Consider the following 12,496-nt stretch of genomic DNA (forward strand, 5'->3'; position numbering starts at 1 on the left):
CCACGCTCAGACATAGGTTTCGTCTCCGCCGCTCAGCACGATCTCGCCACCATCGGCAAGGCGACGCACCACCTGCAGGACGGCTTTCTGTTCGGCTTCGACCTGGGAGACACGAATCGGCCCCCGGGCCTCCATGTCCTCGCGCATCAGGTCCGCGGCGCGCTGGGACATGTTGCGCATGAACTTGTCCATGAGGGTTTCCGGTGCCCCCTTGAGCGCCACCACCAGGGAGTTGGTGTCGATCTCCTTGAGGATGAGCTGGATGCTGCGGTCGTCCAGGTCGATGAGGTTTTCGAACAGGAACATCTCGTCGATGATCTTCTGGGCCAGGTCTTCGCTGTGCGAGCGAACCGTCTCGATGGCAGCCTCTTCCTGGTTGGAGTTCATCAGGTTGAGGATCTCGGCGGCGGTACGTGCGCCCCCCATCTTGCTGCGCTTAAGGTTCTGGCCATCCAGCATGTTGGTGAGCACCTCGGTGAGCTCCTGCAGGGCCGCGGGTTGCACGCCGCTGAAGGTCGCGATGCGCAGCACCACATCGTTGCGCAGCTTCTCGTCGAACAACGCCATCACGTCCGCCGCCTGGTGCCGATCCAGATGGATCAGTACCGTGGCGATGATCTGTGGGTGCTCATCGCGGATCAGCTCCGCCACCATCGAGGCTTCCATGAGATTCAGGGCATCGATGCCGGAGCCGGTGCCGCTGGTTTCCAGCACGTCCTCGATCAGGCTGGACGCACGATCGCTGCCCAGCGCCTTGGTCAGCACCGAGCGGATATGCTCGCTGGAGTTCAGGTTGAGCGCGATGAACTCCTCGGTTTCGTCATGGAAGGCCTGTAGCACCTGGTGCATGTCATCGTGGGAGACCTGGTCCAGTCGGGCCATCTCCGTACTGATCTGCTGGATCTCGGTGGGGGAGAGGTACTTGAACACCTCGGCCGCACTATCCTCGTCGAGTGCCAGCAGCAGGATCGCGCTGCGCCGCGCGCCGCTTATCTCCTGGAACTTAGTCATGCTTGTTCATCCAGCCGCGAACGATCATGGCCACCATGCGCGGATCCTCTTCTGCCATCTCGCGAAGATCATTGAGGTTGTCCTCGTAGGCCGAGGCCTTGCGCTTGCGTCGCGGCTTGTTGTAGGTGGATTCATCTTCCTGCCCTTTGACGGAGGCGTGTTCCTCGTCATCCTCGCCGACCCTGGCCTGGAAGGTCGGTGCGGGCTGCGTGGCCGCCTGGGGAGCCTGGCTGGCGCGCTTGACCAGCGGACGCAGGATCAGCAGGTAGAGCAGCAGGACAGCCAGGCCCACCAGCAGATAACGGCCCAGGGTCATGGCCAGCTGCTGGACGTCGGGTTCCTGCCACCACTCGAGGGGCTCGATCTCCGGGGCCGCCCGAGTGAAGGGGCTGTTGACCACGGCAATTTCGTCCCCACGGGCCTGGGAAAAGCCCATGGCCCGGCGTATCAGCCGCTCGACCTGGTCGATCTCGGTCTCGCTGAGCGGTGTTGGCTGCATGACACCCTCATCGTCAGGGGTTGGGCGGTAATTGACGACGACCGCTGCCGAGAGTCGCTCCACCTGGCCGCGACGGTGCTGGACGTGCGAGATGCTGCGGTCGACCTCGTAGTTGATCACGTCATCACGATCGAGGTTGCGCGTCGCCGCCGGGGTATCCCCGTTCGCCTGCCCACCCGCGGCATCTCCCTCGGCGGGCGGGTTCTCCACCGGTGACGGCGCGGCGCCGGGAGGGGTGTTGCTCAGTGCCCCGGGGATCCCGCCGGCCAGGTCGTCACTGCCGTTGTAGCTGACGCTGCTCTGACGGCTGCGCACGGCGGCCTCGTTGGGCGGCTGGTTGGGTCCGTAGCGCTCCGAGGTTTCCTCGCGGCGGGAGAAGTCCACCTGAGCCGTTACCTGGGCCTTGACGTTTTGACTGCCCAGGATCGGCGTCAGGATGGACTCGATGCGCCGCTGGTAGGAGCGTTCCACCTCGGCGATATAGTCCAGCTGCGTGCCGTCCAGCCCCAGGCCGTTGGCATCAGGGGCCGTCAGCAACCGGCCATTCTGATCGACCACGGTGACGGCCTCGGCTGCCAGGTCAGGCACGCTGCTGGACACCATGTGCACGATGGAGTTGACCTGTCCCTCGCCGAGCGTGCGCCCGGCATGCAGCGTCAGCACCACCGAGGCCTTGGCCGGCTCACGGTCGCGCACGAAGACCGACTCCTTGGCCAGCGCCAGGTGAACCCGGGCCCTGTTGACCGGCCCCAGTGATTCCATGGACCGCGACAGCTCGCCCTCCAGGCCCCGCTGATAGTTGATCTGCTCGGCGAACTGGCTGATGCCGAAGGCCTGGTTCTCCATCAGCTCGAACCCGACGTTCCCGCCTTGTGGCAGTCCCTGTTCCGCCAGTTGCAGGCGCAGCGTGTGAATCTGGTCACCGGGGACGAGCAGCGCCTGGCCACCCTGGCTGAACTGGTAGGGGATGCCACGGGTGTCGAGCTCGTTGATGATGCTGCCCCCGTCCGCTTGGCTGAGGTTGCTGTAGAGCACGCGGTAGGCGGGTGAGCTTGCCCACATCAGCAGGGCAACCACCACGGCAATGCACGCGGCACCGGCGATCAGCAAGGCCACCAGCGGGTTGCCACGCAGCTGATCCTTGAGGCGCGCAAGGCCGGCCGAACCCTCACGGGCTTGGCTATCGGTGGCTGAAGCGCCACTGCTCATGTGGGCCTCCAGACGCGGCTGGCTCCATGAGCAAGATTCATTGAGGAAGAAGGCATCGAGTGCGGTCCGTCCATCGCGGTTGGCCGCCCCTGGAGTGGGCGGAACTCTGATGGAGGCCATTATCCGCGGCCGCTGTCACCCTAAAGGTCAGAAAAGCCCAGTTTTTATGGGGCATTTGACCGCATGGCCGAGACATTCCGTCAGGTAGTCTGATGTCTCTTTTCTCGTGACCCTACATGCCAAGGTGGTTGTGATGAGTGCTCCCGCGATCGAGTCAGTTCTCTCCCAGATGCAGTCATTGTCCAGTCAGGCGGCATCCCAATCGTCCAGTGGTCAGCGGGTGGACACCCAGGTGGGGGCGGGCGGCTTCACCGGCGAGCTGCAGTCCGCCATCCACCGCATCAACGAGCTCAAGCTCGATGCCGATGCCAAGGCTCAGGCCTTTCAGGCCGGTACCGCCGGCGTGGCGCTCAACGATGTGATGGTCGACATGCAGAAGGCGAGCGTGGCTACCGAGATGGGAATCCAGGTACGCAACCGTCTGGTCACGGCCTACAAGGATGTCATGAACATGCAGGTGTGATCGGGCCTCCCCCTCTTCCGGACATGACGGGCGCCGGCTTTAATGTCGGCGCCCTATGTACCGTCTTGGGCCGTTCGGGCCCGATGTCGCTCGTTGATGATGCGTCTTGCCTCGGCACAAGCCTCATTCGACTTCGTGGGTCAGTCGTCCCTCGCCTTGCTGGCCATTTCTGCGGGGATAGCTGGAGAGGGACGGCGGGGTGTGTCCGAAAAGAAGAGGAAATCGTTTGATGAGCGAAGCCTGGGTGGGCCCCGTGACAGGACCGGATTGCGTTCAGGGAGGCGTATGCGAGGACATCACGTCGCTGCGCAAGCGTTTCTACCAGCTCTATATTGCCGTCGAGCAGAGCCCGGCGGCCACGGCGATCACCGACGTCAAGGGACGCATCGAGTTCGTCAATCAGCGCTTCCTGGACGTGACGGGATATTCGCGCGAGGAGCTGATCGGGCAGACGCCGGCGATGATCCAGTCCGGTGAGACATCCGACGCGGTCTATCGTGACCTATGGCAGACCCTGCAGGCCGGTCGCGTGTGGCAGGGCGAGCTGCTCAACCGGCGCAAGAACGGTGAGCTCTACTGGGAAGCCGAGGTGATCACGCCGGTGCGTAATGACGCGGGCGAGGTCGTCAATTTCGTCGCGGTCAAGGAGGACGTCACCGAACGCAAGCGACAGGAGAGCGAGCTCAAGCTGCTGGCCACCGCCTTCGCCACCGGGCAGGCGACGCTGATCACCGATGCCCATATGCAGATCGAACGCGCCAACCAGGCCTTCACCGACATCACCGGCTATCGCGAGCATGAGGTGCTGGGCAAGACTCCGCGGCTCTTCAAGTCCGGGCGCCACTCTGCCGATTTCTATGCGCGACTTTGGGATGACCTGCTAAACAATGGGCACTGGCAGGGCGAGATATGGAACCGCAACAAGTACGGCGATATCTACCCGCTCTGGCAATCCATCACCGCGGTTCGCGACGACAGCGGCCAGATCCGCAACTTCGTCGCCGTGTTTCACAACATCGCCGAACGCAAGCGCATGGAAGATGAATTGGAGCGACAGGCGACACTCGACCATCTCACCGGGACCTACAATCGACGCGCCTTCGACACCGCCCTGCGTCAGGCCATCTTCCAGGCCGAGCGCGGCGATGAGAGCTTCTCGCTGCTGCTCTTCGACATCGACCATTTCAAGGAGGTCAACGACCGACATGGCCATGATACTGGCGATGCCATCCTCAAGCAGTTGGCCGATCGTGTTTCCAGCAGCCTGAGGAGTACCGACGTCCTCTCACGCTGGGGTGGGGAGGAGTTCACCATCCTGCTGCCCGACACCCGGCTACGAGGAGCCAGCACCTTTGCCGAGCGATTGCGCTGTCAGATTGCCGAATCACGCCTGCAGGGCCTGACCATCACCATCAGCACCGGTATCACCGAATACCGTCCGGGTGATGACATGGACAGCATGCTGGCGCGGGCCGATGAGGCGCTCTATCGCGCCAAGTCAGCGGGCCGCAACCGTGTGGTGGTCGATGACACCACACGGGTGGAGGAGTAGGGCAGAATGCATCGAGGTGGTGTCTCAGGGGCAGAAGAGAGAAGGATGGCGCGCGAGGCTCTGGAGCAGCGTGATCAGGCGCTCGCTCAGTCACGCCGAAACCTGCAGCTGGAGGCGCTTTCCCGCTATCACGTCACCCTGATTCAGGGGGATCTCACCGGTCGCCCGGTGGATCCCGAGACTTTCGCCGAGCGCTACCTGAATACCCAGCACGTAGGAGTCTGATCATCCTCGCCGCCGTGTCGCGGGGGGGGGATGACCTCGCGCTGTCAGGCACCGGAACAATCGCGGGTGTGCGTCTCTCCTCGGGCGGCCGACTGAGGGCCATGGCGGGCTTCCTCGCCCATCGTGGCCGGGTTGTGTCGCATTGCCATCGGAATGTCATGAAGCGCTGATATAAAGCCTGAGCATGCCGGCCGTTGTGACCGGTCGACCGACTTACCAGCGACAGGACCCCCGATGCGACGTCTCGACCGAATGACTATCCGGCTCAGCTGGAGCCTGGTGCTGCTTGCCTTTGGCGCCATCATTCTCGGCATCGGTGCCCTCGGCCTCTATGCCAATCATCACGGTCGCACCGCCTTCGGGGACCTGCACGAGGTTCAGGTGCAGCAGTCCCGGGCCTTGAACCAGGCCTATATCGCCACCCTGAGAGCCCAGGTCGCCATGGACCGCGCGGCTCATCTGATGCGTGTGCCCTCATTCGATCGTCCCGGGCCGGTCGTCGACCAGGCCAGGGCCTACATGCGTGATGCCGAGGCGGCCTTCGAACGCTTCCAGGCCCTGCCCGATGCAACGGCCCAGCAGGGCGCCATGGACGACCTGGCCTCGCGCTTCCAGTCGCTGTTGAACACCGGGCTGTCGCTGCAGCTGATGCTCCTCGAGGAGGAGGATCTTGGCGGCTACGACGCAGGGAAGTCCCGGGTAGCGGAGTTGAGCCAGGTCTTCATGGACGCTGCGGATGATTTCTTCGCCGCCAAGGCGGAGCGTGGCGATGCCCTGGCCGAGCGCTTCAATGCCATGGCCGGTTGGCTCAACCTGGCACTGGCCGGCGCCCTGAGCGGCGCGCTGCTGCTCATGTGGGTGGTGATCTGGGGCGTGCGGGCCAATGTCATTCGGCCACTGTCGCGCATCATCGAGCACTTCCGGCGTATTGCCGACGGTGATCTGGCGACTCCAGTGGAAGCGCGAGGCGACAATGAGATCGGTCAGCTTTATGCCGAGCTCGACGGCATGCGACGGGCCCTGGCAGAGACTGTCGAGCGGGTCCGAGACGGTGGCGATCGAGTACTCGACAATGCCGCGCACCTGAGCGAGGGCAATCAGGAGCTGTCGGCCCGCACCCAGCAGCAGGCGGCCTCTCTCGAGCAGACCGCCTCCAGCCTGGATGAAATGACCGCCTCGGTTGCCGACACCGCCGGCCATGTCCGCGAGGCCAATACGCTTGCCGAGCAGGCCACCGGCAAGGCCCGTCAGGGCAATGATGGGGTAGGCGCATTCGTCGAGACCATGGCCGAGATTCGCGAGCGCTCAAGCCGAATCGGCGAGATTGTCGGATTGATCGATGACATTGCCTTCCAGACCAACCTGCTGGCACTCAATGCTTCGGTAGAAGCCGCCCGGGCAGGCGAGCAGGGGCGCGGTTTCGCGGTCGTGGCCGAGGAGGTCCGACTGCTGGCCTCGCGCAGTGCCCAGGCGGCCCAGGAGATCCGGGCGCTTATCGAGGCCTCCCGGGGCAGCGTCGAACGGGGTGATGGGCTGTCGCGTCGGGCCAGCGAGGACATGGCCGCCATAGTCGACGCCATCCAGAGGCTCGGCGAGTGTACTGACTGGATCGCGCACGCCGCCACCGAACAGCACCGCGGTCTGGATCAGATCAACCAGGCCATGCATCAAATGGGCATCGTCACGCAGCGCAATAGCACCATGGTGGAGCAGGCCAATCGAGCCGCGGCGGCCCTGGAGGATGAGGCCGGGCGCATGCGGGACTTCACCGCGCGCTTTCGCCTGCCATCATCGACCCGGTGGCAGGGGGATGTGGATGGCCGCGATGCGGCGGAGGACGCGTCTCGCGACATCGAGGCGAGCAAGCCGAAGGAACTCGAGGCACTGCCTGCCTGAGGGAGAGAACGCGATGCACGATGCCACTACCCAGGCGAACAACGTGCCCGATGCCATGATCGATCACGAGGCCCAGGAGCTTGACCACATCCTCAAGCAGGGCCGCATCACGCCACTCTTCCAACCCATCGTCGATGCCAGCTGCCAGGGCGTCTTCGGTTACGAGGCCCTGTCCCGGGGGCCGTCGGACTCGGCGCTGCACTCGCCGCTGACGCTGTTCGACACGGCTCGGTTGACCGGTCGGCTGGTGGAGCTGGACCTGCTGTGTCGCCGCGCGGCCATCGAGGCCTTCGCGCGGCTCGAACTCCCGGGGCGGCTCTTCCTCAACGTCATGCCGACCTCGCTGCTCGAGGACGACTTTCGCGAGGGACTGACGCGCGCCTATCTGGATGGGGTAGGGCTGTCGCCCGAGCGAGTGGTGATCGAGTTGACGGAGCATCTGCCGATCCACGACTACGCCCTGATGCGCCAGGCCGTGGACCACTACCGGCGCATGGGCTTCCAGGTGGCGCTGGATGACCTGGGGGCCGGTTATTCCAGCCTGCGCCACTGGGCCGAGCTGCGTCCCGATTTCGTCAAGATCGATCGCCACTTTGTCGAGGAGATTGACCGTGACCCCGGCAAGAGCCAGTTTCTCGGTTCGCTGCTCGAGGTGTCGCGCAGCCTGGGGTGTCAGGTCATTGCCGAGGGCATCGAGACCGCCGGCGAGCAACGCTGCCTGTGGGGCATGAACTGTACTCTGATGCAGGGCTACTATTTCGCGCGGCCGGCCCGGGAACCCCTTCGCCGGCTCGAGCAGCCCCCGTCGACGCCCAGGGCCGTCTCGGGCAACTTCGGCACCAGCGCCGCCATGCTATGTCGCCACCTGCCCCCCGTGGCGCAGGGCACGCCGGTCCCCGAGGTGGTGACGCGTTTTCGCGAGGACCCCGGCCTGCGCTGCCTGGCCGTGCTGGACGACGACCAGCGCCCCGTGGGCGTGGTTCGCCAGCACGAGTTCCTGTCCGAGTTCACCAACCCCTTCAGCCACTCTCTGCATGCCCGGCGTTCCATTGATGCGCTGATGGACCGTCGCATGCTGATCGCCGAAGAGTCCATGCCGCTGGAGACGCTCAGCCGCCAGATCACCGGCTCGAGCCAGGGGCGCCAGGACGACTTCGTGATTGTCGATGCTGACGGGCGCTATCGCGGACTGGGTCAGGCCATCGACCTGCTACGCGAGATTACCGCCCTTCAGGTACGTAGTGCCCGGCAGGCCAATCCATTGACCGGGCTGCCGGGCAACGAAGTGATCAACGACACGCTGGCGGCGCGACTGGCTGCCGGGGAGCCTTTTGTTGCCGTCTACGCCGACCTGGACAGCTTCAAGGCCTACAACGACGTCTATGGCTATGCTCGGGGCGACCAGGTGATCCTGGCATTAGGGCGCATGCTCCAGGAGGTCTGCGGGGATCACGGCTTCGTTGGCCACGTCGGCGGCGACGACTTCATGCTGGTGCTGGACCCTGCGGAGGCTCGGGCCTGCTGCGAGGCAATCCTCGAGCGCTTCGCACGCTTCATCCCCACCTTCTACACCACGGCGCATCGACAGACCGGCGGCTTTCCGGGGCGAGATCGCCACGGACGGGTAGTGATGGTGCCGCTGATGACGCTGTCGATGGCCTATCACGCGGTGTCGCGTGGCTCGGGGGCGACCGCGATGGACATCGCCAGCGTTTTGGCGGAGCTCAAGGGCCAGGCCAAGCGCCAGGCGGGCAACAGCCTGTTCATCGCCAGACGCCACTGAGCGGCGTGTTCAGTGTCGAGAACGCCGGGGAGAGCTGGGAGTCCCTGCAACGTGCCGTGGACCGCGTGGTGGCGATCATCCAGGCCGGCCCTGACAAGGAGCGCATCGACCGGATCATCACCCGCTGGCTCAAGCGCCATTTGCATCGGCTGGGGGGCCGAGGTCAACTTGAATCGGCTCGAAAGCCTGGTGGAGGATAAAGATATGTTGGCAGAGAATCTCGAGAATCTGGTCAAGAAAGAACGCCTGGAAGGCCGTCAGGAGGGCCGTCTGGAAGAGGCGCGAGACATGGTGCGTACCCAGCTCACCTTCAAGTTCGGTGAGGTGCCAGAGTGGGTAGAGGCGAGACTCGCCCAGGCCGACCATGAACAGTTGAAAGGCTGGATGCGTGACGTCCTGTTTGCCAACAGCCTGGAAGAGATGATGAAACGTTGACTCCTCCTGGCGGATCACGCCTCGATCCGCCATGCCCTCCTTGGCAAACAGCTCTCTGGTCCCTCTTCTTCCGATGCCCGCCTGACGGCGTGAGCCCTACGCCGCGCCCTGCTCGGCGGTGGGCGAGCTGGCGCACCTCGCCGGCCACCACCGCGAAGCCCCGGCCGTGCTCGCCGACGTGGGCCGCCTCGATGGTGGCGTTGAGCGACAGCAGGTTGGTCTGCTCGGCGACACACTCCTGGACCACGTCGCGCGCCTCGACTTGAGCAGGCACCACTCGGCCTAAAGTTCCCCGGAACCCCGCCGATATGATTTACGATATCGCTTCAGTCGCTCAAAGGGGCTTCGCATGGCTAGCATTTCATCTCTCGGCATCGGTTCCGGCCTGGATCTCAACGGCCTGCTCGACCAGCTGCGCTCTGCCGAACGCGAAAAGCTGGCGCCGTTGACGACCCAGAATACCCAGGAGCAGGCGAAGATTTCCGCCTATGGTCGGCTGCAGTCCGGTCTGAGCAAGTTCCAGGACGCAGTGGCCAAGCTCAACGACACTTCGCTCTATGAAAAGCTCGCCGCCAAGGTGCAGGGGGAGGGTATGACCGCCAGTGCCAGTGCCGACGCCAGCCCCGGTAGCTACGAGATCGCCGTGACCCAGACGGCCCGTGCCGGCAGCTTGGCCAGCACCCGAGTGACGAATCTCAACGATCAGCTGACCGCAGCGAACGCCACGCTGGATCTGACCTTCGGCGATGGCGGCACGAAAAGCATCGCCCTGGCGGAGGGCGCGACCCTCGAGCAGATCCGAGACACCATCAATGCCGATGCTGCGGCCGGGGTGGATGCCTCTATCATCAACGACGGCACCGGTAACCGCCTGGTGCTCAGTTCCCGCGAGAGCGGTGCCGATGCTGGCATCACGGATATGGCCTTCACCAACCTGGCGGGGGGCGTCACCCTGGGCGGGGATGCCAACACGGCTCAACTGGGCCGTAACGCCGATCTGGATATCAATGGCATCACCATCACCAGCGCTACCAATACGGTAGAGGGCGCCATCCAGGGCGTGACCCTGCAGCTGGATCCTTCCTCTACTGGTCAAACTCTGAGTCTGGACGTGTCGCGTGATACCGGCGCTCTCAAGGAAGCCGTCGGCAAGCTGGTCTCCTCCTACAATGAGCTGCAGTCCACCATCGGCCGCATGACCGCCTACGGCGGCGGTGATAGCGCCTCCGGTGAGCTGATAGGCGACCGTACTGTACGCAATATCGAATCGGACCTGGTGCGCGACCTGACCAGTAGCGTGGCGGGGAGCGAGCTCACGATCATGTCGCAGCTTGGCGTCTCGCTGAACGAGAAGGGGCGACTGGAGCTGGACGATGCCAAGCTCGACAAGACAATCACGGATGCCCCCCAGCAGCTGGCCGCCTTCTTTGCCGGTGCCGATGAGGCGGGCGGCATGGCCGGCCGCATGGAGGCCACCCTGGGGCGCTTCCTGGACGATGGCGGGCGGATCGACAGTGCGATCGACAGCTCCGCGAGCCGCGTGGAAAGTCTCGACCGCCGCTATGCGCGCATGGAGCAGAGCGTGGAGCGCACCATCGAGCGCTATCGTACCCAGTTTGGCCAACTGGACAGCATGATCGCCAGCATGAACCAGACCAGCAGCTACCTGATGCAGCAGTTCGACTCCCTGAATGCCCAGCTCGGCCGCGACTGAACCTTTCCCCGCCCACCGTACTGCGCAAACTTGCGTCCCGGCCATTCGGCCGGGGCGATGGCGTTTGCGGGGGCTCCGCCAGGCCTCGTCAGGCGTAGTGCCGTGTCAAGGCTTTCGCGCCCCGGCGGCAAAAAAATGGCGATTTTCCCTAAAGTCTCCCCACGGGCTGCCGTTATAGAGAGTAACGGCCAACGGCGCCGTTGTGGCAGGCCCGCTGGGCCTTGAACACCCATCGCAGCGGGCCCGCCAATGGAGCCCTCAACTTACGGGAAGGAATCACACCATGTCCGTGATCAATACCAACATCACCTCCATGATCGGCCAGCAAAACCTGATGAAGTCGCAGAACGACCTCGCGACCTCCATGGAGCGCCTGTCTTCCGGCCTGCGTATCAACAGTGCCAAGGATGATGCGGCCGGTCAGGCCATCGCCAACCGCATGACCTCTCAGATTACCGGTCTGGCCCAGGCGCAGCGCAATGCCAACGACGGCATCTCCGTCGCGCAGACCGCCGAAGGCGCCCTCAACCAGGTCAACGACAACCTGCAGCGCATCCGCGAGCTGTCCGTTCAGGCCCAGAACGAGACCAATTCCAAGGACGACCTGGAGTCCATCCAGGGTGAGATCAACCAGCGCCTCAACGAGATCAACCGCATCTCCGAAGAGACAGACTTCAACGGCGTCAAGGTGCTCGCCAACGACGCCTCCCTCTCCATCCAGGTCGGTGCCAACGATGGCGAGACCATCGATGTCTCCCTCGAGGAGATCAACTCGAACTCCCTGAGCCTGGATACCTTTAACGTCGACGGTCCGGCCAATGCGGCCGCAGCGACCAATGTTACCGCCGCAAATGACTTTGTCTCCGCCAGCGTCGGCACTACTGTTGCCGTAATCGATACCGTCGCTGCCATGACTGGCACGGATTTCGGCTTCGCCAGCGCGACAGCAGCCAGTGGCTCCACCACCCTGTTCACCGCTGACGATGGTGGCTACTACGCCAAGGTCACCCTCGACGGCACCGCACTCACCGACAGTGAGGTCAAAAGCCTGGCCGCAGAAGGCATTCGCGTCGACACCACTTCCCAGACCAATGTGACCTACATGTCGCTGCAGGCGGACGAGGCGTCTGTCACTGCGACAAACGGCACGCTGACCTTCGACGCGACCGGTGCTAATGCGAACATCTCCGAGCTCTCCTACGAGCGCACCACCGGCTCGCTGGCGGCCATGGATTCGTCGCTGAACCAGGTGGACAGCCTGCGCTCCGACCTGGGTGCCATCCAGAACCGCTTCGAGTCGGCGATCACCAACCTGCAGACCAACGAGACCAACCTCTCGGCGGCGCGGTCCCGCATCGAGGACGCTGATTATGCTTCCGAGGTGGCCAACATGACCCGCGCGCAGATCCTGCAGCAGGCCGGCACCTCGGTTCTCGCCCAGGCCAACCAGACGCCGCAGAACGTGCTCTCGCTGCTGGGCTGATCTGGCATCGCCACAGCGAGTGTTGCACCATACGGGGTGGCCTTGGCCACCCCGTTTTTTATCGGGTCATCCTGTCGGCCAGATCGCCCCCACCTTCCGGAGAAAG

Annotated in this window: 10 protein-coding genes and 1 pseudogene; 8 read left to right on the plus strand and 3 right to left on the minus strand. The window is 64.1% G+C overall.

Features of this window, described 5'->3' with window-relative positions:
- Positions 1–6 precede the first annotated feature (6 nt).
- The gene (gene fliG / locus OP498_RS07430) at positions 7–1,011 is read right to left on the minus strand and encodes a flagellar motor switch protein FliG (RefSeq protein ID WP_280553101.1); all 1,005 of its coding nucleotides are present in this window, start codon (positions 1,009–1,011) and stop codon (positions 7–9) included.
- Positions 1,004–2,719 (minus strand): flagellar basal-body MS-ring/collar protein FliF, encoded by a 1,716-nt coding sequence (gene fliF / locus OP498_RS07435; RefSeq protein WP_280553102.1) that lies wholly within the window; start codon positions 2,717–2,719, stop codon positions 1,004–1,006. The genes fliG and fliF overlap by 8 nt, the downstream gene beginning before the upstream one ends.
- 253 nt (positions 2,720–2,972) lie before the next feature.
- Here fliF and fliE point away from each other — a divergent pair, with 253 nt between their 5' ends.
- The 6 genes from fliE to OP498_RS07465 all read left to right on the plus strand — a co-directional run bounded on the left by fliE (position 2,973) and on the right by OP498_RS07465 (position 9,193).
- Positions 2,973–3,302, plus strand: coding sequence for a flagellar hook-basal body complex protein FliE (gene fliE, locus OP498_RS07440; protein ID WP_280553103.1), 330 nt, complete (start codon positions 2,973–2,975; stop codon positions 3,300–3,302).
- A gap of 229 nt (positions 3,303–3,531) precedes the next feature.
- Positions 3,532–4,854 (plus strand): diguanylate cyclase, encoded by a 1,323-nt coding sequence (locus OP498_RS07445; RefSeq protein WP_280553104.1) that lies wholly within the window; start codon positions 3,532–3,534, stop codon positions 4,852–4,854.
- Positions 4,855–4,899: 45 nt separating this feature from the next.
- Positions 4,900–5,079, plus strand: a complete 180-nt coding sequence (locus tag OP498_RS07450) for a hypothetical protein (protein WP_280553105.1) — start codon at positions 4,900–4,902, stop codon at positions 5,077–5,079.
- Between the two features lie 234 nt (positions 5,080–5,313).
- On the plus strand, positions 5,314–6,975 hold the full coding sequence (locus OP498_RS07455; RefSeq protein ID WP_280553107.1) for a methyl-accepting chemotaxis protein: 1,662 nt from the start codon (positions 5,314–5,316) through the stop codon (positions 6,973–6,975).
- A gap of 13 nt (positions 6,976–6,988) precedes the next feature.
- Positions 6,989–8,758 carry a bifunctional diguanylate cyclase/phosphodiesterase gene (locus tag OP498_RS07460; RefSeq protein ID WP_348533477.1) on the plus strand — a complete coding sequence of 590 codons (1,770 nt, stop codon included), beginning with the start codon at positions 6,989–6,991 and terminating at the stop codon, positions 8,756–8,758.
- A 168-nt stretch (positions 8,759–8,926) separates the two neighbouring features.
- A complete protein-coding gene (locus OP498_RS07465) occupies positions 8,927–9,193 on the plus strand; it encodes a hypothetical protein (protein WP_280553136.1) in 267 nt (88 codons plus the stop codon).
- 109 nt (positions 9,194–9,302) lie between these two features.
- Here the strand turns inward: OP498_RS07465 and OP498_RS07470 are convergent.
- Positions 9,303–9,440: pseudogene (locus tag OP498_RS07470) on the minus strand (methyl-accepting chemotaxis protein); the annotation flags it as partial.
- Between the two features lie 102 nt (positions 9,441–9,542).
- Here OP498_RS07470 and fliD point away from each other — a divergent pair.
- Positions 9,543–10,907: a flagellar filament capping protein FliD gene (fliD, locus tag OP498_RS07475; RefSeq protein ID WP_280553108.1), complete on the plus strand. Its 1,365-nt coding sequence runs from the start codon at positions 9,543–9,545 to the stop codon at positions 10,905–10,907.
- 283 nt (positions 10,908–11,190) lie between these two features.
- The gene (locus OP498_RS07480) at positions 11,191–12,390 is read left to right on the plus strand and encodes a FliC/FljB family flagellin (RefSeq protein ID WP_280553109.1); all 1,200 of its coding nucleotides are present in this window, start codon (positions 11,191–11,193) and stop codon (positions 12,388–12,390) included.
- Positions 12,391–12,496 lie beyond the last annotated feature (106 nt).

Origin of the sequence: Halomonas sp. 25-S5, assembly GCF_029889845.1 — a bacterium.
Taxonomy (GTDB): domain Bacteria; phylum Pseudomonadota; class Gammaproteobacteria; order Pseudomonadales; family Halomonadaceae; genus Halomonas.